This is a genomic window from Bradyrhizobium denitrificans (assembly GCF_013179005.1).
GTDB classification, from domain to species: domain Bacteria; phylum Pseudomonadota; class Alphaproteobacteria; order Rhizobiales; family Xanthobacteraceae; genus Bradyrhizobium; species Bradyrhizobium denitrificans.
The window spans coordinates 108,591-131,408 of sequence record NZ_JABFDP010000023.1 but is presented as its reverse complement, the minus strand read 5'-3'; the positions used below and the strand labels follow the sequence as shown (position 1 = coordinate 131,408).

General features: G+C 61.2%; 23 protein-coding genes. 6 read left to right on the top strand and 17 right to left on the bottom strand.

All coding sequences use genetic code 11. The features are described 5' to 3' along the window. Positions 1-99 precede the first annotated feature (99 nt). A complete protein-coding gene (locus tag HL671_RS25430) occupies positions 100-1,494 on the bottom strand; it encodes a TolC family outer membrane protein (protein WP_172239779.1) in 1,395 nt (464 codons plus the stop codon). Positions 1,495-1,837: 343 nt separating this feature from the next. On the opposite strand from HL671_RS25430, the gene HL671_RS25425 reads away from it, so the two are divergent. Then, positions 1,838-2,299 (top strand): hydrogenase expression/formation C-terminal domain-containing protein, encoded by a 462-nt coding sequence (locus HL671_RS25425; protein WP_172239776.1) that lies wholly within the window; start codon positions 1,838-1,840, stop codon positions 2,297-2,299. On the opposite strand, the gene hypE is transcribed toward HL671_RS25425, so the two are convergent. The 13 genes from hypE to HL671_RS25360 all read right to left on the bottom strand — a co-directional run bounded on the left by hypE (position 2,218) and on the right by HL671_RS25360 (position 14,599). Beyond that, the gene (hypE, locus tag HL671_RS25420) at positions 2,218-3,258 is read right to left on the bottom strand and encodes a hydrogenase expression/formation protein HypE (RefSeq protein ID WP_172239773.1); all 1,041 of its coding nucleotides are present in this window, start codon (positions 3,256-3,258) and stop codon (positions 2,218-2,220) included. The genes HL671_RS25425 and hypE overlap by 82 nt on opposite strands. Beyond that, the gene (gene hypF / locus HL671_RS25415; protein ID WP_172239770.1) at positions 3,255-5,525 is read right to left on the bottom strand and encodes a carbamoyltransferase HypF; all 2,271 of its coding nucleotides are present in this window, start codon (positions 5,523-5,525) and stop codon (positions 3,255-3,257) included. The genes hypE and hypF overlap by 4 nt, the downstream gene beginning before the upstream one ends. Continuing rightward, positions 5,522-5,995, bottom strand: coding sequence for a HyaD/HybD family hydrogenase maturation endopeptidase (locus HL671_RS25410; protein WP_246705940.1), 474 nt, complete (start codon positions 5,993-5,995; stop codon positions 5,522-5,524). The genes hypF and HL671_RS25410 overlap by 4 nt, the downstream gene beginning before the upstream one ends. 48 nt (positions 5,996-6,043) lie before the next feature. Next, a complete protein-coding gene (gene hypD, locus HL671_RS25405) occupies positions 6,044-7,177 on the bottom strand; it encodes a hydrogenase formation protein HypD (RefSeq protein WP_172239763.1) in 1,134 nt (377 codons plus the stop codon). Next, the gene (gene hypB / locus HL671_RS25400) at positions 7,177-7,869 is read right to left on the bottom strand and encodes a hydrogenase nickel incorporation protein HypB (RefSeq protein ID WP_246705938.1); all 693 of its coding nucleotides are present in this window, start codon (positions 7,867-7,869) and stop codon (positions 7,177-7,179) included. The genes hypD and hypB overlap by 1 nt, the downstream gene beginning before the upstream one ends. A gap of 106 nt (positions 7,870-7,975) precedes the next feature. Next, positions 7,976-8,401, bottom strand: coding sequence for a hydrogenase maturation nickel metallochaperone HypA/HybF (locus tag HL671_RS25395; RefSeq protein ID WP_172239757.1), 426 nt, complete (start codon positions 8,399-8,401; stop codon positions 7,976-7,978). Further along, positions 8,394-8,636, bottom strand: a complete 243-nt coding sequence (locus HL671_RS25390; RefSeq protein WP_172239754.1) for a HypC/HybG/HupF family hydrogenase formation chaperone — start codon at positions 8,634-8,636, stop codon at positions 8,394-8,396. Before HL671_RS25390 ends, HL671_RS25395 begins: the two co-directional genes overlap by 8 nt. A gap of 16 nt (positions 8,637-8,652) precedes the next feature. Further along, entirely contained in the window at positions 8,653-9,357 is a 705-nt protein-coding gene (locus tag HL671_RS25385) for a hypothetical protein (RefSeq protein ID WP_172239751.1), read from the bottom strand. 140 nt (positions 9,358-9,497) lie between these two features. Continuing rightward, positions 9,498-11,291: a nickel-dependent hydrogenase large subunit gene (locus tag HL671_RS25380; protein WP_172239748.1), complete on the bottom strand. Its 1,794-nt coding sequence runs from the start codon at positions 11,289-11,291 to the stop codon at positions 9,498-9,500. Next, positions 11,275-12,252 carry a hydrogenase small subunit gene (locus HL671_RS25375; protein ID WP_172239745.1) on the bottom strand — a complete coding sequence of 326 codons (978 nt, stop codon included), beginning with the start codon at positions 12,250-12,252 and terminating at the stop codon, positions 11,275-11,277. Before HL671_RS25375 ends, HL671_RS25380 begins: the two co-directional genes overlap by 17 nt. Positions 12,253-12,634: 382 nt before the next feature. After that, a complete protein-coding gene (locus HL671_RS25370; protein WP_172239742.1) occupies positions 12,635-13,087 on the bottom strand; it encodes a four-helix bundle copper-binding protein in 453 nt (150 codons plus the stop codon). Positions 13,088-13,138: 51 nt separating this feature from the next. Then, positions 13,139-13,906, bottom strand: coding sequence for an LOG family protein (locus HL671_RS25365; RefSeq protein ID WP_246705952.1), 768 nt, complete (start codon positions 13,904-13,906; stop codon positions 13,139-13,141). Positions 13,907-14,104: 198 nt separating this feature from the next. Beyond that, positions 14,105-14,599, bottom strand: a complete 495-nt coding sequence (locus tag HL671_RS25360) for a hypothetical protein (protein WP_172239736.1) — start codon at positions 14,597-14,599, stop codon at positions 14,105-14,107. A gap of 222 nt (positions 14,600-14,821) precedes the next feature. Between HL671_RS25360 and HL671_RS25355 the strand changes: the two genes are divergently transcribed. Beyond that, the gene (locus tag HL671_RS25355) at positions 14,822-15,439 is read left to right on the top strand and encodes a YqaA family protein (protein ID WP_172239732.1); all 618 of its coding nucleotides are present in this window, start codon (positions 14,822-14,824) and stop codon (positions 15,437-15,439) included. Here the strand turns inward: HL671_RS25355 and HL671_RS25350 are convergent. Beyond that, on the bottom strand, positions 15,436-16,203 hold the full coding sequence (locus HL671_RS25350; RefSeq protein WP_307769068.1) for an RNA polymerase sigma factor: 768 nt from the start codon (positions 16,201-16,203) through the stop codon (positions 15,436-15,438). The two genes, HL671_RS25355 and HL671_RS25350, sit on opposite strands and share 4 nt — an antisense overlap. A gap of 219 nt (positions 16,204-16,422) precedes the next feature. Between HL671_RS25350 and HL671_RS25345 the strand changes: the two genes are divergently transcribed. Further along, the gene (locus tag HL671_RS25345; RefSeq protein ID WP_172239729.1) at positions 16,423-17,826 is read left to right on the top strand and encodes an MBL fold metallo-hydrolase; all 1,404 of its coding nucleotides are present in this window, start codon (positions 16,423-16,425) and stop codon (positions 17,824-17,826) included. A 156-nt stretch (positions 17,827-17,982) separates the two neighbouring features. After that, positions 17,983-19,542 carry an oleate hydratase gene (locus HL671_RS25340; protein ID WP_172239725.1) on the top strand — a complete coding sequence of 520 codons (1,560 nt, stop codon included), beginning with the start codon at positions 17,983-17,985 and terminating at the stop codon, positions 19,540-19,542. Between the two features lie 459 nt (positions 19,543-20,001). Here HL671_RS25340 and HL671_RS25335 read toward each other — a convergent pair whose 3' ends face one another. Beyond that, entirely contained in the window at positions 20,002-20,547 is a 546-nt protein-coding gene (locus HL671_RS25335) for a hypothetical protein (RefSeq protein WP_172239722.1), read from the bottom strand. A gap of 355 nt (positions 20,548-20,902) precedes the next feature. Next, positions 20,903-21,841: a flagellar basal-body rod protein FlgF gene (gene flgF / locus HL671_RS25330; protein ID WP_246705936.1), complete on the bottom strand. Its 939-nt coding sequence runs from the start codon at positions 21,839-21,841 to the stop codon at positions 20,903-20,905. Between the two features lie 68 nt (positions 21,842-21,909). Between flgF and HL671_RS25325 the strand changes: the two genes are divergently transcribed. Together HL671_RS25325 and HL671_RS25320 are read left to right on the top strand one after the other, a co-directional pair. Then, entirely contained in the window at positions 21,910-22,284 is a 375-nt protein-coding gene (locus HL671_RS25325) for a hypothetical protein (RefSeq protein ID WP_172239719.1), read from the top strand. 77 nt (positions 22,285-22,361) lie between these two features. Next, positions 22,362-22,754, top strand: coding sequence for a FixH family protein (locus HL671_RS25320; protein ID WP_172239716.1), 393 nt, complete (start codon positions 22,362-22,364; stop codon positions 22,752-22,754). Positions 22,755-22,818: the final 64 nt, after the last annotated feature.

Sequence of the window (22,818 nt, the reverse complement as noted above, 5' to 3'; positions counted from 1 at the left end):
GGAGCTCCGCCGAGCCGGTATCACCCGAGCGCGCCGAGTTGGCTCCGGAACAAATAGATTCTCCCATGGGTCCGTAGCGACGTGCGGTCGGAAACGGCATCAGCGGCCATCGGGCGTGCGCACCCCGAACCAGGAATCCCTGACCTGATGATAGTGCACGGACGGATCATAGGATTCTGTCGGCAATCCGAGAACGCCAGGAGCGAGCCGGCCAACGGCCGCGAGCAGCGCGTAGGAGGACGTCACCCGCTCCCGCTGAGTCATAACCAGGGCGATCCGCGCATTCAGCAGCTCCTGCTGAACCGTGAGCAGCTCGAGCGTGCTGCGCTGGCCGGCGCCGAACTCGCGCCGGACGGATTCGAGTGCGAACTCGGCCGCCTTCACCTGAGCTTGCGCCGAATCCACCTGCGCCCTCGTTGCAGCCACCGCGCTCCACGCCTGCACGACGGTGGCCCGTGCGAGCTTGCGCACCGCTTCAAGCGACAGTCGTTTCTGACCGGTCACTTCCTTCGATTGGCGTATCTTGGCGTACTCGCTGCCCCCCTGATACAGGGGAATGACCACCCGGCTGATGATCGACGCATCGGTGCCCGTCGCCGGAAACATCAGATTCTGGTCGGGCATCACGTCCCAGCGGCGTTTTACGCTGCCTTCCAGCGTCACCATCGGGTACAGCGCCCCTTCGGCAATTTTGGTCTGCAGAAGCGCGATATCGACGCCGTACATGGCCGCAAGAACGGCTGGGTGCTGGGTACGCGCAAGTGCGATGGCGGCCTCTAACGTGGCAGGAGCAAAGCGATCCACGGGTTGGCCGGACGTCAATTTGCCGGCTTCGCTGCCGATCACGCGGGTGAATGTGGCGCGAGACGAGTTGTAGGTCGCCTGTGCCGCGAGCACCGCCGTCCGCGCCGCGGCAAGGCGAGCTTCGACTTGCGCCACATCGGCAGTGGTCAAGTCGCCGCTCGCTTGCCGGTTACGGACCAGGTTCAGTTGCTCACCTAACAGGTCGAGATTACGTTTCTGCAGTTCAAGGATCGCGGCCTCGCGCAGTACATCCATATAGGCGGTCGCGGCATCCACCAGCACGGTCTGCTCCATGACGCGGAGCGCCTCGCGGCCGGCAAGCACCTGGTTCTCAGCGGCACGCACCCGGTTTGCTGTCTGGAATCCGTTGAAGATGGACTGGGTCGCCGTCACCCCGACGCTGCGCGGCGTGGTGGTCGAGCTTTGCTGCGCGCCATCAGCTCCCTTTTCGTTGAGGTAGCGAGGACCGCCGTCCGCAGTCGCTTCGATGCGCGGGCGGTAACCGGAGAGCGCTTGCGGCACCTCTTCGTCCGTCGCCCGCAGATTGGCGCGTTCTGCATTGAGCGTCTCGTTGTTGCGGTAGGCGTGAGCCAGCGCCTGGTCGAGTGTCTGCGCCGCTCCGGTGTGAACAGCGCATACCGCGACGACCGCCATGGCCAGTAACCGAATTGACGTACGTGCAAAGCTCATTGAAGTCCCCGGATCGCGATACCGAGCCAGGTCTGCTCCCCGCCCTGCGGCGTCGTCCTGCGAGATTACCCAGCGCCCGAATGCGACAATAGCGTCTGGACAGGAGATGTGCAAAGCTCGCGCCCTTAGCGTTGGGCGCGCCGTGGGGAGTTTTGGCGTTGTCGTGTCGCGCGCCTGCCTTTGGTGAATGGCTACGGTCATGTCGTGCGTCACCGCCGGCGGCCAAGTTTGAATGGAATGCGCAAGCAACGAAGCGTGGGGTCAAACGCGCGCAAAGGGAGCATTGGCAAAGCCGGACGCTGCCGATCCATGCGGGTCGGGCGAGTCCCTGAGGTCGTTGATAATGACTGGCAACAGCAATTTCGTTTCTGATCCAATCATCGCGGCGCTGCTCTCGGAAGTGAGCGCAAAGTTGGCGGAGATCGTCGAATCGGGGACGACCTTTCGCATCGATCTGCGACGGCTTCCATTGCCTGCAGGCGGTACCGCCGCGCTGCGCGACTTTCTTGGCAACGGGCAGGTGGAGGCAAGTTTTAGGGGCGTGGGATCATGCATTTTTTCGGAAACGGCCGTGGCCGGCGTATGGTGGGGTCAGCAGTACAACACCGGCGGTGATCTTGTCGGCGAATTTATCGAGATTGCCTATGTCCCTGAATTGCTGAAGTGCGAGACTGCCGAGATCGAACAGGCCGTGAAAAACCTTCGGCTCAAGATCCGCGACGCTCAGCAGATTCGTGGTAGCGGGTCGGAATCGAGTTCCTCGACCAACCGTTCGCCGCCGAGCTCCGTTTCCAGGATAACGTAAGGCCCGTCTTCGCCCACGACGCCAATTTCTGCTGCGTCTTCTCCGCCCGGCAGGTCGCGCCAAGCCTGCACCAGCCGTTCGGCTGAAGACGGATCGGCGACAGCCACGATCCTGCCCTCACAGGCCAGATAGAGCGGATTATAGCCGAGCATATCGCAGACGGCCTGCACCTCACCACGCAGCGGAATCTTGCGCTCGAACAGGCGCACGCTTTTGGCCGTCGATCGAACGATCTCGTGCGCGACGCTTGCCAGTCCGCCGCGGGTCGGGTCGCGCATGAATCGGATGCCCCGCTGCATTAGGGCGCTTCTAGCAAGCGGAAGAACACTGGCACAGTCCGACTGCAGCGTTCCCGTGAGACCAAATTGCTTGCGGGCAAGCAGGACGGCCGTTCCATGATCGCCGATCGAGCCGCTGGCGATGATGCGATCGCCCGGGACGATCTGATCGAGACCCAGGACGATGGCAGGGTTGCGAAACCCTAGTCCCGTCGTCGCCAGGTAAAGCCCGCCACCCTCGCCGTTGCGGAGGACCTTGGTGTCGCCCGTGACCACCTTGACCGAAGACGCCCGCGCCGCCGCGGCCATAGAGGCGACCAGACGCTCGAGGCGCGCGCGTTCGAAGCCCTCCTCGATAAAGCAGTTCAACGCGATGTAAAGCGGCTCTGCCCCCGACACCGCGAGGTCATTGACGGTGCCATTGATCGCCAGACTTCCGATGTCGCCACCCGGAAACTCCAGCGGATCCACCGTAAATCCGTCCGAGGTCAGGGCCGGAAAACTGCCAGCTGGCAGCATCGGTAAGATCGCTGCATCGGCATTTGTGTCGAACAGGTCGTTGTGGAGATGTCGGCGGAAAACCCCTTCAATCAGCTCACGCATCCGTCTGCCGCCGTTGCCGTGCGCCAGCGAAATGCGGCTCAAGTCGCGCGAGGAGTGCTTGGCGTCACCAGGTTTCATGGGGCCTTCCGCGCAGAAAATTCAACGATCTGGCCATAACTTAGTCCGCCGTCATTCATCGGTATGCGTTCATGCAAGAGAACCGTGAAGCCGTGCCTGCTCAGAGCGGCCGCCGCATGCTCGGTCAATAGCTTGTTCTGAAAGACGCCGCCCGTCAGTCCGATGATATTGGTGCGATTGGCCGCACCATGATGCAGGGCCTCGCGAACCAGGGTTGCTGACAACGCACCGTGGAAGCGTCCGAGCCGCTCGCCAACCGACAACGACGCATCCACGAGTATTGGAACCAGCGGAGTCCAGTCGATCCGTCGGATCTCGCCCTCGGGGCGGACCGGCAGAGCGGGCTCGATGCTGACTTCACCTGACACGCTCTCAACCAGCGCCGGCGCCTGGCCGTCGTAACTGCAGTGCTCGATGAGGCCCACCATTGCTGCGGCGGCATCGAACAATCGCCCGACCGAACTTGACATCATGCCTGCACCGGCAGCCCAGGCGCGGCGGTAGGCGGCTGCATCCGTGTGGACACATTCCCAGTGACGATGTGCTTCCAGCGACAGCGTGCACGCGCTGCGCCACGGCTCGAGTGCGACGCGGTCGCCGCCGATCAGCCGAAACGGACGCAGGCTGCCGACCCTCTGCCAATGTCCGGGCGAACCGTAGAACGTCTCGCCACCCCACAAAGTGCCGTCAGAGCCAAGCCCAAGGCCGTCCCAAGTAAACACCACCATCTTCTCGGCACAACCACATTCGCCTGCCAGTGCAGATGCATGAGCCGTATGGTGCTGGATCCCGATTGCGGGCACTTCTTGCCGCAAGGCCCATCGCGTCGTCGTGAAATCCGGATGAGCGTCGTGGAGGATGCATGTTGCATCCGTCGCATAGAGTCTTTGAAGATCCTTGGCAACTTGCTCCAACGTTGTCTGTGAGCGCAACGATCCCATGTCCCCAATGTGCGGAGACACGACGACCCGGTCGCCTAGCCCGAGCGCCACCGTGGACTTGAGTTGCCCTCCACAGGCGAGCACTGCGTCAGCCGCCGTGTTGGAGTTGTGCAGGGTGATAGGTGCTGAGCCGCGGCCAAGCCTGATCGATCTGGCCCGCCCACCCATCACCCGCCAGACCGGATCGTCGGCAGGGCGCTGGATGGGACGATCATGGTGCAGGAAGGCGTCGCAGCAGCGGGCGAGCCGCTCCTCGGCCTCGTCCGGATCGGTGATCACGGGCTCGCCGCTGATGTTGCCGCTCGTTGCGACCAGCACACCATCAAATTCGCTCAGGATCAGGTGGTGCAAAGGGCTATAGGGCAACATCAAGCCGACCTCGCCAAGTCCGGGCGCAACGGCGGCCGCAATCGGCGCGTCCGCGCGCCGCCGCACCAGCACGATGGGCCGAACGGGGTCGCAAAGGGCCGCTTCTTCGATTTCATCAAGATCAGCGATCGTTCTGGCAAATCGATGCCGATCGTTGCCGCCCGGCACCATCACGGCAAGCGGCTTGTCAGGCCGTCCCTTCCTGTTGCGAAGCCTGAGCACCGCGGTCTCATTCGTCGCATCGCACATCAGGTGGTACCCGCCGATACCGCGAACGGCCACCGTCAGGCCGTAGCGCAAGGCCTCGACAGAGGCGGCAAGCGCTTGTTCGCTGCCGGAGATCTCCTCGCCATTCGCCTTCCTGAATACCAATTTCGGGCCGCATTCGGGACATGCCAAAGGCTGCGCGTGAAACCGGCGGTCCTGCTGGTTCTCAAACTCGTGCCGGCAGTTTCGGCACAGTTTGAAGCCCGCCATCGAGGTGTTGGGGCGGTCGTAGGGCAGGGCGGTGATAATGGTGTATCGCGGGCCGCATTGGGTGCAATTGGTGAAAGGATAGCGATACCTGCGCTCTGATGGATCATCTATCTCGACGAGACAGTCGTCGCAGAGGAACAAATCGGGCGGTAGCTCCGCATCGCGAGTCGAACCAGATTTGCTTTCGAGGATCGAGAATTCGCAACAATCGGCTCGTGGCCGCAGGCTAACCGACCTAATCATCGGCCGCGCCAGCGGTGGCGATTGGGCGATCAGGCCGGCCGCAAAGCGGTCGAGCGCGTCAGGCTCGCCGCTGGCAAGCACGGACACATGGCTTGCCTCGTTCTTCACCCAGCCTACGATTTGGTGAGCGTCCGCGAGACGCTTCACGAACGGTCGAAACCCAACACCCTGGACACGACCGACGATTTCGAACAGCCGTGTCTCGCTGCGCGTTTCGATGGTCTCGTTCCTGTTCATCTGAGCGCTGAGAGCCGATCGGCGCAGACCCATTTGCGAGTCAAGCGCAGCACCAATCCGGCGGCCAACGGCACCGCTGTCGCGACGCGGTCGCTCAAGCCTTCGCCCCAATCGACGCTTTGAGGATGAATACCGATCAGCGCGCGACGGCGCGGCAGAAGGTCCTCCATCCGAGCCATATCGAACAGTTCCCTTAGCCCGATCTCGTGCGCGGTATGCTTCGAGGTGCCGAGGAACGCGTCGAGCTCGTCACCAACCAGGCAACGAACCGCCCCGGCCTCATCTCCGATCATCGCAGCATCGATGACGATGAGACTACCGGCGGTTTCAATGATCGGCAGCAGATTGAAACTCAGCGTACCGCCGTCGACGATCGCCAGCTTTGCGCTCGGTTCCGGACAGTCGCGCAGGTACCGGATCACATGAACGCCTACCCCCTCATCACCGAGGAGCACGTTACCGATGCCCAAGACAGTGACTGCTGGACCAGCGGCATGCGGTGCGGAGGACATCGGCGCTCACCTTGCTGCGCGGGCCGCGCTGCCGCCCCCAAAGGCGTGGCGGCCGCTGCGGTAGCCGGCAGTCCACCACACATGGCAGGCCCCTTCGTCCGACACCATGCAAGGACCTATCGGCGATTCGGGCGTACAGCCAGAACCGTACAATCGGCAATCGGTTGGCAGGACTTTGCCGAGAATGACCCGCGCGCAGTCGCAGCCTGGGGGCATTTCGCCGCGACGAGGGCGTTCTGTTGCTTCGTCCAACGGAAAGTCTATCCTTGCATCGTGGCCGGCATATTCGGGCCGGAGCCGGAAACCGGATCGGGGGATGACGCCGATGCCGCGCCAGGCGGCGTCCGTCACCTCCAGGGTTTCGCTAAGATACCGGCGTGCGACGGCATTGCCGCCGGGGCTGACGGTTTTGGGATAGCAGTTGTCGAGAAAATACCGGCGTTCGAGCAGCTGCCGAAGCGTCGAATAGGTGGCTGCCAGCAAGGCGTCAGCCGTGAAGCCCGCGATCGCGGCGGGCATGTGGTGATCGCGAACCACGAACTCCCATTCCTCAGGGCCCATGACGGTTGCGACGTGCCCCGGCGCGATCAAAGCGTCAAATCCCGGCTCTTCGGATTGAAGGAGCATGGCGACCGCTGGCCATGTCAGCCGCCCGGAAATCAGGAGCTTAAGATTCGGAGGAAGGCCCATCGCGATCAGCGCCGCGACGGGAGCAAGCGTGGTTTCAAAGCCGGCGACGAAGAAAACCACTGTCCTGCGCGGATTCTCCCTGGCAACAACGGCAGCTTCGCTCGGACTCGCAATGGGGCGAACATCCGCGCCGAGCACGATTGCCTGCTCAAGTGAGCGCGGCCGGCCTTTCGGTCCATTGACGGGGACGCGCAGCATATCGCCGAACGCAACCAGGATGACGGACTTTGTCAGCGACAGTTGGATAGCATGGAAGACATCCTCTTCCGGGCAGACGCAAACCGGGCATCCCGGGCCCGGAATCAGCTGCACCGCGGGCGGAAGCAGGCTTCTGATGCCTGAGGTCGCAATCGTCCGCTCGTGGCCACCGCAGACGTTGAGGATCCGAACCGGCCGTTCGAGCGGGAGATCCTTGATCCGGTCCAGCCAAATGCGAGCGGGCGAGCTCATCAAGCCTCTCCTGCTTCAACCGGGTGGTTGCGGTTGAGGAATGGGCCGGCGCGATGATCGGCAAGACGCTGGCGGAGCCACGCCAGCCATTCGCCCACGTCGGCCGACTTGGCAACCGACGTTCTCAGAAGCGGACCGTCGTAACCTGATGCCTTGAGCGTTGCTGCGGCTCGATCCACCTGAAAGTCGTCCAGGTACGGCAAAAGATCCGATTTCGTGAGCATCACGAGATCGCTCTTGCGGAAGATGATCGGATATTTGGCCGGCTTGTCGTCCCCTTCCGTGGCCGACAAGAGGGTAACATTGCAGTGCGCTCCAAGATCGAATGAAGCGGGGCATACCAGATTGCCCACATTCTCAATGAACAAAACGTCGACGTCGTTCAGATCGAGCTCGTGAAGCGCATGATGCACCATGGTCGCATCGAGGTGACAGGCGCCGCCGGTCGTAATCTGGAGGGCGGGGACCCCCTTTGCTCGGATTCGGGCGGCATCGTTCTCGGTTTCGAGGTCGCCCTCGATGACAGCGAAACCGAGTTCGGAGCCGAGGGCATCAATGGTTGCTTCGAGAAGCGAGGTTTTGCCGGATCCGGGGGAGGACATCAAATTGATCGCAAGCAGACCGCTCTCATCGAAATGCTGCCGGTTGTGGGTGGCGACCCGATCGTTGGCGGCGAGAATATTGCGGATCATGCCTTCCTCCTCGGCAACCCCTCGTACCGACGCAATCGTGCTATGTTTCGAGGCGCTGTGTGGAAGATGAAGTCGGTGCTTGTTGTTGGCGGCGCAGCCGCAATTGCTACACATGCGGCGCCTCCTCCTCCGTGTTCAGCTTCGCCGATCCGCCGGCCACTGGTGGATCTGAGGTGCCGGGGACGTCGGTTGCGGCAAATTCGACCGCCGCGATCGACAGTTCGTCGCCGCCGATGACCTTTACCCGAAATGAGCCGCAGAACGCGCAAAGCAAGCGATTGGGACGTGTCACGTTTTCCAGGCCGCACTCCGTGCATTTGACACGTGGATCGCAGCGCTCGATCGTGAGATATGCATGTTCCGCTTTCGTGCCCAAGCGCGCGACCTCGAATGCGCGAAGAAGCAGGCTTGGGTCCGTACCCGAGAGCTCACCGACGCGGATTGCGATATGCACAATGCTGTCCTCGCCCGCCTCCTGCGCGAGGCGCTCGACCTCGGAAATCAAAGCCCAGCAAACCGAAAGCTCATGCATGCGAGTCGTTGTCCCCTGCGATAAGCATGGCGTCGAAGACTTCCCAGGTGGACTTGGCCTCCCGCTCGTCGATGAGCTGGATCGCATAGCCCAAGTGAACCAGGACGTGGTCACCGACCGAGACGTCCTGGTCCTGTAGCAGGAATAGGTTCACCTCGCGCGAGACGCCCTTGATGGAGCATTGCGCTAGGAATCCTTCGATTCTATCCACCCGCATGGGAATGGCGAGGCACATGATAGTCTCCGACGGTCTACGGCGGCATCGCGGCCAGGATCGGTCTGAGCCTCTCGACAAGCTCCTGGCGCTGTTGATCCGATAGGCTCGCATTGAGGCGCGCAAGAGCCAGCCCAAGGCCGCGCATGCTCGCCACGTGTTTGGATGATTGCAGCTCATGGACCTTGAGTAACGTCACCGGATCCTTGGTGGTAGCTTCGGCAGGACCAGAGGGACGCTGCAGCGCGCGTGCGGCTGCGTCGAGGAGGTCGAGCCACGCCGGCTCCTGCGCCGTCGTTATTCCGACCGCATCATGCAAGGCTGTCATCTTGCCAGCCAGCTCGTCGTCTGACAGCGCCGGCGGCGCGGCCGTGTTCGTTTGACGTTCGGAGGGCGGAACACTGGCTTGCCTGCCTTCCGGCATTGGGACCGAAGATTGATTTGCGCCCGGCGGCATACCCATTGGGCTTGTCGAGCTCTCAGCGGTCTCTGCCGTTGTACTCTTGGGTCCAGAGGGTAGCTTTTCACCGGGCGCGCGCGCTGCTTGGGTGGTGTCGGCTCCCCCTGGGCAGAAGAAGCTGAAATCGCCGGTTGTTCGTCCCCTGATGAACTCGTTCCAGTTCGGTTCGATCCGATGTTCCGGGGACGTGTCGAACGTGCCGAGATGGTGGCACATCGCGCAATGCGGCTGGTGCGCGCGAACCCGCAGGCGCCCCCGCTCGATGCAATAGTTATCGATCAAGTCGCCATAGCCGTCGCCCGGGCGGGCGAGGGCAGGCGAGCTTTGGCAACCAAGAAGGACAAGGGCGAATATAGCGACTTGCGAGGAGACTCTCAGACGGCGCTGGCTGTCCGCGCTCCCTATGCGCTTGAAGTATTGCCTCATAGCACCCTCACGCGGACCAGTTCTTCACCGTTGGGATCAACGACATGAACGGCGCACGCCAGACACGGATCGAAACTGTGAATCGTGCGCAAGATCTCCAAGGGACGGGAAGAATCCTGCAACTTGTGGCCGCGTAACGCCGCCTCGTAGGGTCCCTCTCGCCCCGCGGCGTCGTGGGGGCCGGCATTCCAAGTGCTAGGGACGACGGCCTGATAGTTGCCGATCCGTCCCTCCTCGATCGTGAGCCAGTGAGCCAACGCGCCGCGAGGCGCTTCCATCATGCCCACGCCGCGGGCTTTCTTCGGCCAGGTCGTGGGATCGAACAGCACATCATCGAAGGTGCGAAGATCGCCACGCGCGATGTTGGCCATCAGCGCATCGTACATGCCCGGCATCATGTCGGCGATCAATTTGGTCTCGATGGTGCGGGCAGCGATGCGGCCGAGCGTAGAGAACAGGGCGGAGATCGGAAGTCCCAACCGTCCGAGGCTGTGGTCGACGAGTCCTCGCGTCCGCACATCTCCGCTTGCATAGAGAATTAAAACACGCGCAAGCGGCCCGACTTCGACCGGCAGACCCTTCCATCGCGGCGACTTGATCCATGAATAGGACTGGTCAACATCGAGCTGCTCGTAAGGGGGCTTCGGTCCCGTATATTCGAGCTTCGTCTCGCCGTCGTAGGGGTGCAAACCGACTTGCTTGCCTGCCGAATAGCTGTACCAGGAATGAGCGACGAATTCCTGAATCTCCGTCGGGTCCTCAAAGTCGACCGGCTGTATCTTCGAAAGGTCCCTGTTGATGATGACCCCGGCGGGAAACTGCAAGGTCGCTCTCTCGGCGGCACCAACCCCGGTCGGAAATTCACCATAGGACAGGAAATTGCCGACGCCTTCGCCCCGCGTGGCCCAGTCCTTGTAGAATCCGGCGATCGCGAGCGTGTCGGGCAAATAGACCTGATCAACGAACTGCCGCATCTTGTCGATGACTTCTCCGATCAGGCGCAGGTTTTCTCCATTGACCGCGGTTGCATGCGAGCTTGCAGAGATCGCACACGGCACCCCACCAACGACGAAGTTGGGATGCGGGTTTTTCCCGCCGAAAATGGCGTGAATCTTGACGACGTCGCGCTGCCAAGCCAAGGCCTCCAAATAGTGCGCAATTGCGAGCAGATTCACCTCTGGTGGAAGCTTGTACTCGGGGTGCCCCCAGTACCCGTTCGCAAAGATTCCAAGCTGACCGCTCTCCACGAACCCCTTCAGCTTTTGCTGGACAGCGCCGAAATATGCCGGAGAATTGTTCGGCCAAGGGCTCAAACTCACCTGCAGTTTGGAAGTCGCGGCGGGGTCTGCCTTGAGTGCGGAAACCACATCGACCCAATCGAGCGCATGCAGATGGTAGAAATGCATGACGTGGTCGTGCACATATTGCGCGGCAATCATCAGATTGCGGATGTACTGCGCATTCTCCGGGATCACATAGCCGAGTGCGTATTCGACAGCCCGGATCGAGGCGATGCTGTGGACGACCGTGCAGACGCCGCAGAAACGCTGTGTAAACGCCCACGCATCCCTGGGATCACGCCCCTTCAGGATCAATTCGATGCCGCGCACCATCGTGCCCGAGCTGGATGCGCGGGTAATCACGCCCTGAGCATCCGTCTCCGCTTCGATCCGAAGGTGCCCCTCGATTCGCGTAACGGGATCGACGACGATCCGCCGAGGCTGCGAGGCGGGCGCATTCTTGGCCGCAGCCGTGGGCTTTTCGCCTGCCTTCTTAGAAGAGCTTGCCATAGAAGCCGCCCTCGCGATCCCAGAATTTCGGTTGGGCGCAGCCGAGGCAGCCGTGGCCCGAGAACATCGGGAAGCTGGTCTTCTGGTTCCACTTCACCGTTGTGCATGCGTTGAACGTCGTAGGTCCCTTGCAACCAAGATCCTTGAGGCAATACCCCTTTTGCGCGCCCTCATCGTCAAAGCTTTTGGCGAACAGCCCCTGATTGAAGAAGGGCAGTCTCGGACAATCGTCATGAACGGTCCGCCCGAAAAACGGAATGGGGCGTCCCAGATTGTCGAGATCAGGCGGTTTCCCATAAGTGAGAAAATACACCACAACTCCGGTCATCACCTCCGGGACCGGCGGACAACCCGGAACGTTGATGATGGGGGCCGCGACATCCTTGTTGTCGATGAGCTCGCGCAGGGCATCGTGAACTCCGCCCGCTCCGGTCGGGTTGGGCGAGGCTGCAGGGATCCCCCCATAAGTGGCGCAAGTGCCGACCGCAATGATGAGCGCCGCTCCTTTTGCTGCCTCGCACACGAGATCGCGTCCGCTCTTTCCTCCGGTTGTGGAGTAATATCCATCCCGATCAAGCGGAATTCCGCCGTCAACCACAAGCACGTATTTGCCGAAGTTTTGCTCAATCGCCCTGTCGCGCGCCTGTTCGGCGGCGTTTCCGGCGGCCGCCTGCAGCACATGATGATAGTCGAGGGAAAACTGATCGAACATCAGGCTTTCGAGCGTCGGCTCGAACGAGCGCAGAATCGACTCGCTGCAGCCGGTGCATTCCTGGACGGACAGCCAGATGACGCTGGGGCGAGGCTTGGTCGCAAGCGCTTGTGCGATCGCCTGGCTTGCGCTCGGCGGCAGGGCAAGAATCGAAGCCGTATACGCGCACCAGTTCAAAAAATCACGCCGCGACACGCCTTGACGGCGAAGATGGTCCAGCAGCGTTGGGTGGTTATTCCGTGCTTCCATTGCCGCGTTGCCTCCCCGAAAATGCTACCTTTGCGCTAGATGCCCCGCAAGAGCCAAAGCGACGCGAAACTTGTTTCTCGAGTGAGGCAAAACTAGGCGGGCCAACTCGCTGACAAAGACGCTAAGGGTCGCATTTTATTACAGTGCGCAACGATGGGCTACTGGTGCCGTTTGCTCGTTGCTCACGACCAACCCGAGCAAATCGCGATGGCCGAACACGCCATCATCGGCCCGCTCGATCGAAGAGGAACAGCGCTTTTCACGGCCGGGACATGCGGCTGTGTGATCAAACATTCTCGATCGAGCGTTCGCGGCGAGCCGGTCGGCGAGCCCAGGGCCGGGGAGCACTATGTTCTATACCGGTGCTTCGCCGTCTCCCAAATCAGATCGGCATATTCACCATGCCTCTACAATCACGAGCACAGTCACGACAGAGCGAGGCGCAATGCACCATTTGCTCGTCTCCGGTGATGGTCTCGCAATCGTTGGCACAGGCATCGCACAGTTGCGCACAGGCGCTGCAAATCGCTCCGTGCTGCGGCGACCTGCGCATCAGCGAGTTGGCCGTCATCTGGCACATCTCGGCGCAGTCGAGCAGCAGCGCCAAATGCGTGGGCGCGACGTGGGCGCCGCCCTTTTCGAAACAATATCGCGCCGTCTCGAGGCACATGCGCTGCGACTTGAAGCAAATATCGATGCAGCTCTCTCGGGTCATTGGGCCCTGTCCCATGCCCGGCATTCCCATCCCCGGCATGCCAGGCGCCTGGGCCCGGGCCATGCCGCTGGATGCGGCCAACACGAGGCACGATCCCAGGACGTTACGTCGATTCCACATGACTAAATCTCCTGTTCTAATCGTAAGAGCGACTAATGGGGCAGCTAACACCTAGTCGTCGCAGAGCCGAGGGGAGGGACTGGCGGCTGTCGTGGCCGAAGTTGTCGATCGGCCGTCGAGCAGGTGATGGTAACGCGAAGCCGCGCATGACAGGCCAGGCACGCCCAACCCGCAAGACACCAATTGATTCCAAATCTCCTCGGCATTTTCGGCAAAACGAAACAGCGTGCAGTCGGACTTGTCGACCGTGCCACTGGCGATCAGCGCATCGAAGTTAACCGCCGCGCGCCAGTACTTCTCGTCAAACAGGACGATCGGGATCGGCGGCGACTTTCCGGTCTGACGGAGCGTGAGAATTTCAAATAGTTCGTCGAACGTGCCAAATCCGCCGGGAAAGGCGACCAAGGCGTTGGCGCGCATTGCCAAGTGCATCTTGCGCATCGCAAAATAGTGGAATTGGAAGGTCAGTTCGGGAGTCGAATAGCCATTTGGCGCTTGCTCCCGCGGAAGTCTGATATTGAAGCCGATCGAGGGAGCGCCAGTGTCGTGCGCACCGCGGTTGGCCGCTTCCATCAAGCCGGGGCCGCCGCCGGTCGCAATCACGTTGTCGCGCACGCCACCATTGTCAGTCAGCGCGCCGCCACGTTGTGACGCGATCAAGCCGAATTGGCGAGCTTGTTCATACCAATACGCGTGTCTGCCAGGCCCGTTCTGCCGCACGCGCGCCGATCCAAAAACCACGATGGTCGATCGCACGCCCCAGTTGCGCAGCGCTTCTTCGGCCTTGGCGTATTCGAGCAGAAACCGCACGCCGCGCATCGAATCGCCCAGCAAAAAGTCCTGATCGAGGGCGGGCAGGATGTACGACGCTGAGCTCCGCGCTGCGCCGGCTGCCGCAGCCTCGCGGTGCGAAACGTCGTCGGATAAGAGGCTTTGCGAGAAATTGTCGTCGGTCATGGTGGCTGCTTTCGCTCCAGCCCGTCTCGGATTTCGCCGAGACAGGCCGGCGTCGATGGGCTATTTGCAGCCGGAGTTCTGGGTCGTCTGGGTTTGGACCTGCCCCGGCCCGCAGGGGGGATTCCCCATCTGGCCATGCTCCATGCTCTTGTCATTCTGCATCATCTTCTGGCCCTGGTCCCGCATCATGCGGCCGTGCTCCATGCCTTGCGGCGTGGAAGTGGTGCCGGTCGTCTGTTGATCGGTCCCTGTCCCCGAGGGCTGGCCCGGCTGAGCCTGCGTGGTTGACGGCTGATTGCCGGTCTGCTGGGACTGGTCGTTCTGCATCATCTTTTGACCCTGGTCCCGCATCATGCGGCCGTGCTCCATGCCCTGCATCGGCATGGAATTGGTGCCGGTCTGTTGATCGGCTGCTGCCCCCGAGGATTGGCCGGGCTGGGCTTGCGTCGGCGGATTGCCGCTCTGCTGGGACTGAGCCAGCGCGGCACCAAAGGACAGTGCCATCGTTGCCCCGATGGCGGCCGGGATTGCGATTCTTGAGAAGGTGTTTGACATGGGGGATTCCCTATTCGTGAATTTAAGAGCTCGGCGGCCCCTGCAGCTAAGGCTAAAGCGGCTGGCGCCCGCCCAGGTTGATCTAGCTCAACAAGGGATCGTGACAAATCTGTAACAAGTTCCACACTTGGATGGCGAAGAGCGTTCGAGTCCGAGCATCGAAAACTGCTCTGAACTGCACGCCGATGCGTCAGCGACGAAATCTGAAGGATATTTTGCATCGTGATAGGTTGGGCCGCTTCAAATCGCGCGCTTACCTATGTCGTGAAGCAGGCTCACCGCAGCTCGTTCGCACCGCTCCTTGGCGGGGTCGCGTTTGCCGCGACAGTGACGATGAGCCTGCCGGTCGAGCTTATCGTCGTTGCGGGCACGCTGGCCTCACGACGCGCATGGGTCGGAATTGCCGTCTGGGCCGCGGCGGGCAGCGCCCTGGCGGCCACCGGCCTCTATTTTGCATTCCATCATCTCGGGTGGAGTCTCCTGGCCAAAAGCTATCCGGACCTTGCGCTCACCCAGGCTTGGCGACAGGCAACTGTCTTTCTCTCGCAATATGGGACGGTGGCGATATTCGCCGTGATGGTGCTTCCGCTGCCTGTGCCCAAACTTGCCCTGTTGGCGGTCGCTGGAATCTACCGCCTGCCGGTTCTCCACGTCACCCTGGCAATTTTCTCCGGCAAGCTCATCAAGTACACCTTGTATGCCTACCTCGCCCTGCGGTTTCCTGGGTTCTTTCAACGCTTGGCGCATCGCGGCCACCTATCCGACGCCCCACAGGGAGTGGGGTTAGATCGCAGCGAAGTGCCTGCACATTCGAGTTTTCGTCGAAAGCTGATGTTCTAGCAACCGCAACGCAGGAAGGAGTCCTCGCGGCAGGAGCGGCACATCTCGAGCAATCGCTGCCTGAGCTGGCCGCGTGCGCGATGCAGCCGAACCGTCAGCGCATTGACTGTCAGCCCAAGGGCCGCTGCTGCCGCAAGTCTGTCCTCGGCCTCCAGGTCAATCCGGCGAATCACTTGCGCATATTCCGTGTTGAGTGCAGGCAAGATCAGGTGAACGCACTCGCACGCCGCGGCCTCGCTATCATCGCCAATCGGCTCCGGCGAACCCTGTTGCAGCAGAAGCTCGTTCTCATTGCGGCGCCGCAATGCCTGACGGCGCTGGTGATCGACAATAGCAGACGCGACGATGCGGCTGAGCCAGCCGTGGACGGCGTCTTCATCGCGAAGCGATTCGGCTTTCTCCATCGCGCGAAGAATGACTCCATGCAGAACATCCTCGGCGTCGGCCGCATTTCCAAGCCGGCGGACAAGGTAAGCTCTCAGACGATCATAGCCCCGAGATAGCGCGTCCCCGACGACGGCCTGCTGCGGAGAGGAGGTCGCCTGAGGAGCGGGCGGAACGGACGGCTTCTCTGACATCTTGGTGCCAAGCTTGAATGCAACGGGACGTGCTGAAGGAGGACGGCCGTTGTCAAATAGATTAGGCGACCGGGTGGCTTTCCGCTTGATCCAGCTCAATAAATACGAGGGGCAAGCAGGATACTTTTGCCTTAACGAATTCGCCTCAAGCAAGATTGAGAACAGGAGGAATCGCAGCTTGTCCACCGCATCCTCATTTGGACCGCCTGGTCCTAACGCTGCCCTGCGCGTTCGGCGACTTATGCCAAGGTCGGTGCACGCAACCGGGGCGCCTGACGACTTGTGCGGGATGGGCGCTTTAATGCAAGCTGCGTTTGTTTCGATTGCAGCGCAAGACCCGGCGCGCCGGCAAAAGCAGTCCGATCACGATCTAAGAAGGCTTGGAGTTCTAGGGGAGACCTTTCCGTGAGCATTAAATTGAGCTTTCTCGGCGCCGCTGGTACGGTCACGGGATCAAAATATCTCTTGGAAAACGGATCGCAACGGCTACTGATCGACTGCGGTTTATTCCAAGGCGAACGAGAACTCCGCGAGGCGAACTGGGCACGATTTCCGGTCGATCCGGCAAGCATTTCAGCAGTGATGCTGACCCACGCCCATCTCGATCACTGCGGCTACCTTCCCGTGCTGGTCAAGGGCGGCTTTCGAGGGGATATCCTGTGCAGTGAAGCAACCGCCGACCTCTGCGAGATCCTGTTGCGCGATGCTGGGCACCTCCAGGAGAGCGATGCGCATTTTGCCAATCGCCACGGCTTTTCTCGCCACAAGCCAGCTCTTCCCCTCTACACGGTTGAGGATGCCGAAGCTGCGCTGCGGCAGCTGTGGACCATTCCCTTTCATCAGACCCAAACGTTGCCCGGCGGCGCGCAGCTGCGTCTCTTGCGCGCCGGACACATTTTGGGTGCGGCATCGCTCCAAATCGAATGGGGCGGGGTGAGTGTCCTGTTCTCTGGCGATCTCGGGCGGTTCAATGATCCCTTGATGGTCGATCCTGAGGCGCGTCCCGATTCGCAATATGTCGTCGTCGAATCAACCTATGGCGATCGCCGGCATCCGCAAGCCGACCCGCAGAGCGAACTCGAGGACATTGTCAATCGCACGGTTCGGCGGGGCGGAACGGTCGTCGTGCCAGCCTTTGCGGTCGGGCGGGTGCAGAGCCTGTTGTTCTACTTCGAACGCCTGAAGGCGGCCGGAAAGCTCGCAAACGTCCCTATTTTTCTCGACAGCCCGATGGCGGTCAACGCCAGTGAGATCTTTTGTCATCATCGAAGGGACCACAAACTGTCGGAACCCGATTGCCGCAGTTCGTGTGCGGTGGCGACCTACATCCGCAGCGTGGAAGATTCGAAGCGATTGAGCGCCATGACGATACCCAAGGTCATCATATCCGCGAGCGGGATGGCGACCGGTGGACGCGTCCTGCACCACCTCAAGCACTTTGTGCCCGATCCGAAAAGCACGGTTCTGTTTGCCGGTTATCAGGCCAAAGGGACGCGCGGGGCGGCGATGATGGCGGGCGCGAGAGCCATCCGGATCCACGGCGAGGACATTCCGGTCCGAGCCGAAGTCAAGAATATCGGCGCGCTGTCGGCTCACGCGGATGCCGAAGAAATCATGGCGTGGCTGAGGACCGGCAAGTCCGCCCCGAGCATGACATTCATCACGCACGGCGAGCCCGCTGCGTCGAACGCATTGCGCTCGCGCATTGAGCGCGAGCTTGGCTGGAGCGCAACGGTCCCGGCCCAGATGGAGGTCGCGGCCCTTTCTCAATCCGAGCCTGTTTCGATCGCCCGCGGAGCCCGTTCCTGACCGAACCGGTTCAGGGAGATGCTGATCCATTGAACATGTTCGAGTCTTGCTCGCTTTCCTGAAGGCGGCCTGAAACACTTGATCCACCGCAAGCTTTCGTTCGCCGTTTGGGTGCAGGGATCTTGCGAAAATCTGAACTGGCAATCGAGGCAGGTGATGAAGGCGTATTTCATTGGTGGCGGCGTCGGATCGCTCGCGGGCGCGGCGTTCCTGATACGCGACGCTGCCATTCCCGGGCACGACATCGTCATCTACGACGCACTTGCGCTGTTCGGCGGTAGCCTCGATGGCGCGCAGCTTGCCAACGGCGCCTATTCGCTGCGCGGCGGCCGCATGCTGACGACCGACCACTACGAATGCACCTGGGACCTGCTGTCGTCGATCCCGTCGCTTGAGCGGCCGGGCCTGAGCGTGCATGACGAGACGGTCGCCTTCAACGAGGAGAACAAGGCGCATTCCCGCGCGCGTCTGGTCGACCGTAACCGCTTCAAGGTCGACGTCTCGCATATGGGCTTTTCGGGCCGCGACCGGCTGGAGCTTTTGCGTCTGGTCGAGACCTCCGAGGAGACGCTCGGCAACAGCCGGATCACCGACTGGCTGTCGCCCGGATTCTTCGAGTCCAATTTCTGGTACATGTGGCAGACCACCTTCGCCTTCCAGCCCTGGCATAGCGCGGTCGAGCTGAAGCGCTATCTGCACCGCTTCATGAACGAATTCCCGCGAATCGAGACGCTCGCCGGCGTCAAGCGCACCGTCTACAACCAGCATGACGCGATCGTGCTGCCACTGACGGACTGGCTGAAGCGGCACGGCGTGCAGTTCGGGCAGGACACGCGCGTCGTCGACATGGCCTTCGAGCAGGAGGGCGAGAAGCTGCGCGTGCGCCATCTCGTGCTCGACCGCGACGGCCGGACGGCGGACGTCCGCCTCGATGACGGCGACCTCGTGTTTTTCCAGAACGCCTCGATGACGGATGCCTCGAGCCTCGGCTCGATGACGGAGCCGCCGACGCATCTGACCAAGACGGATAGCGAGGGCTGGGCACTGTGGGAGAAGATCGCCAAAGGCCGGCCAGCGTTCGGCAACCCCGCGGCGTTCAACGCCTCGATCCCCGAATCCTGGTGGCTGTCCTTCACCGTCACCTGCCGCGACACCCGCTTCTTCGACCAGATGGAGTCGTTCTCCGGCAACAAGGCCGGCACCGGCGGCCTCGTGACCTTCAAGGATTCCAATTGGCTGATGTCGGTGGTGCTGTACCACCAGCCGCATTTCTCAGGGCAGCCGAAGAACGTGCAGGTGTTCTGGGGCTATGCGCTGCATCCCGATCGCGTCGGCAATTTCGTCGCCAAGCCGATGTCGGAGTGCAGCGGCGCCGAAATCCTGAACGAACTCTGCGGGCACCTGAATTTCGATCGCACGGTGTTCGAGGATGCGATCTGCATTCCCTGCCGCATGCCCTATATTACCAGCATGTTCATGCCGCGCACGGCGACGGACCGGCCGCTGCCGGTGCCGAAGAATTCGGTCAATCTAGCTTTCGTCAGCCAGTTCGTCGAGATTCCCGACGACGTCGTGTTTACCGTCGAATATTCGGTGCGCGCGGCGCAGACGGCGGTCTATCGGCTCATGAAGATCGACCGCCCGATCCCGCCCGTGACCCGTCACGACAAGTCGCTCGCCGTGTTGCTGAGAACCATCGAGAAGGCGTTCGCTTGACTGGCAGCCAAGAGTCTGCCGAAGGAGGAGGCTCAGATGTCGATGCGAATAACTTGTGCACTTGGTGTAGTTGCACTCGCGCTACTAACGTCCAGACCGACGCATGCCGGGCAGTGCGCACAGGACATTGCGGCTTACGAGAGCGCGGTTGCCGATCTGGCGGCGCGGGGTTGGCCTGCGCACCAGTCGGCGCGTGCGCAAATGCACCGCCAGCCTACGAAAAAGTCCGTCATGGATTCCGATGCTCAGGCGAAGATCGATGCGGAGCATGATCGGGCCGCGTTGGACCGTGCACGGAGAGCTGATGCCCTGGGTGACGAAGCCGGCTGTCTTCGCGCGCTGTCGCAAGCTCGCCGCCATCCCCATCGTCAAGATGAATGAAGGTGCCTGCCTATCGACGATTCCAGATGGGCCCAAGCTTTGTCGGTATACCCAATAGAAGTCAGGTCAACCGGGGGTTCAAATTCTCTGCAGCAGTCTTGGTAGGGCTTTGTTGTACGATGCGGGCAAGCCGATCGCGTGTGCGAGGTCGGTTAGAGCAGCCGAAGCGCCGTGTCGCTTGAGAAACCAGCGGACTCGCTCGCCGACCGGATAGGGGATGGCCTCCAACTGCTGTTCTGTTACCGCAAATGCATCGTTCACCCGCCTGCGACCGCTGTTGAGAAAAGTGCCAAACACACCTCGACGGTGCAGGATCGTTTTGAGATCAACGAGCTTGAGAATCTTCTTACACGGCTCGCAGTGGAATGTGAGCCGAATCAGGGATCTGAACGACGGTGCCGGAGGGCAGTCGTAGAGCTCATCGCAGTCCACCACGGCATTCTCTCGAAGATCGCCATTTTTGAGCCCGCAATCCGCGGTAACGGAGGCGGAAGCTAGGAGAACCTGCCGAAACGGGGCGCAGGCAACCGCGCCGACAATCCCGTCTGGACCACAGTCGACGAAATCCACACTTGTGAGCGGTGCACCGTGTGCCGTCCGTACAAACAGTTTCTTGACCTTCATCAGTTGCTGCCCCGACTGCCCTGATCAAGGCCCCGCTTGGGACCTCGGCGCGTTCTATAAAGTTGCAGTGGCGCGTTAGATGCGCCGGAACAGTTTTCTCGCTCCGCGCCTGAGCCTGCAAGTTCTCTCTGCGAAAGCGGGCAACACTGTGGTTTCATTTCAGGGAGTGTGACGAGACGCAACCCGTCCCAGGGACGAGGCGGGCGGCTTCAGCGCCGAAGCCCGAGAGTCCCTGGGAACCGCCGGTCAATCATTGAATGTTGCGGTCCGATATCCGCAAGAAGGCGAACTGGCATGGTCCGCCCGTGAACCCACAATGCCATCCTCGTGGGGGTTTATCCGAATCTCTCGAAAGCTATTCCGGGACATTCGCCAACTTGTTCAGGTCATCGGCATCCTGCGAACTCTTGAGCAATCTGCCAACCATCTCGTAGGTTCGGGTAATCTCCGCGAGGCGGCTCATCTCGCGTGTGCTCTTTACATTGGATTTCTCCAAGGCACCGCTTGTGAGCGTGATCGCCTGTGGCCTGATTTCGAAAGGCGAGTCGCCGGAACTGAACAAAGTCCCGCCGATGGACTGCAAAAACTGCGGTCGTTCGAAGCTAACCACGCGGAGCTGACCGACCGTGCCTTGTTTCGTGCTGAGAATCCCAGTAGGCGAGATGGCGAACTCCCCCTGGTTGAGTGGGAACTGAAGCGGGCCGTTTTGGCCGAGGATAGGCTGTCCTTCCAGCGTAACCAAACGGCCACCGCCATCGATCGTGAATGAGCCGTTTCGCGTGTAGCGCTCGCCTTGCTCGGTCTGTACGACAAAATACCCCTGGCCATTGATGGCAACATCGAGAGGGTTGCCAGTCAATTCGATGGCGCCTTGGGAATTGTCGGTGAATTGAAATCGTGGGTCGGACAGCGACAGCGGCCGCTCTCGCTGCCCGGCTTCATTCAAACCTTTTTCCGGCTTGAGGTATTCATGAAACGACAACTCCCGCGCCCGAAATCCTGCCGTATCGAGGTTTGCCACGTTCTGCGCCGTGACATCGAGCTTGTGCTGCAGCGAGATCAGCCGCGACAGGTGAATCAGGGTCGTCTCACCCATGACGAGAAAACTTCCGGTGCGAATCAGAGCCAGATCGAGCTGAGTTGAGGTCAAGCGCGGTGTCAATGGCGACTTCGACCAGCACGGATTGATCGGTACCCGGGGCGCATCACTTGCGCCCGGGAAAGCCGTGGGCGCTCCACCTATTGTGATCGATTGCGGCCAGGTTGAGAAAGCGCCGGGTTTGAGCTGGATCAAGGAACGTCCGAAGGAATATTCTTAAGCTGCCAGAAGGAGGATCTTGACAATCTCTTGCCTCTCTCAATATGGCCACGCAGGTGGTTGAAAACACGATGCGCCTTATTCGGCCGATACTTGCCCTGATCATCACCGTCTCGGTGGCGTTGCTACCGACGGCAGGGTTCGCCGTGCCGATCAACGGCCTGGCGGGGCAGCTAACGATGGCGGGGTCCTCGCCGGGCGAGGACGGATGTTGTCAGGATGACATCAACGTCAAGCCTTGCGACCAGAAGGCTCAATGCCCGATGGCCTTCTGCGCGGCGCAACCGGTTAGCATCGGTTTCGCATCACCCTTCTGGTTCAATCCCCCAGTAGCCAGTGGCGATCGGCTGCCGACCCCGCTTGATCAGGTCGCATCGCTTCACCGCGGAAGTCCACCTTTCAAGCCTCCTAGCATCTGACTGTTGGCACTGCAACCGCGGGAGCGCGTTCGCGCCCGCGCGTGACGCACTATCGAGACAGTCAGAGAGGAAAAACCATGCAGTGGAAGATTGCAGCCGTTGCGGCGCTTGCCGCGACAACGGCCATTGCTGAGCACGCCTGGGCCGCGGCCAGCGACTATGTTTTCGAACTCGTAAGCGCAGAGGTGAAAAAGGGGGAGGACGTCGCCATTGCGGTCCGCCTGATCAGCAAGGCGACCGGAAACCCAGTCACTGATGCCGTGATCTTCCGTTCGCGGGTCGATATGGCGCCGGACGGAATGGCGGAAATGGAATCGCCGGTGACGGCGTTACCACCAAAGGAGCCGGGTATCTATCCGTTCACGGCTGATTTGCCGATGCCAGGACGCTATCAGCTGAGTGTTGCCGCCAAGGTCCAAGGTGAGCAGGAGACGGTGATCGGCAAGGTCGTGATCAAGGCCAACAAATAGGATTTTGCAGGCATTTCGAATGTGAAATTGCCGCCGAGCCGTTGCGCCTCTTGATCCAGCTCAA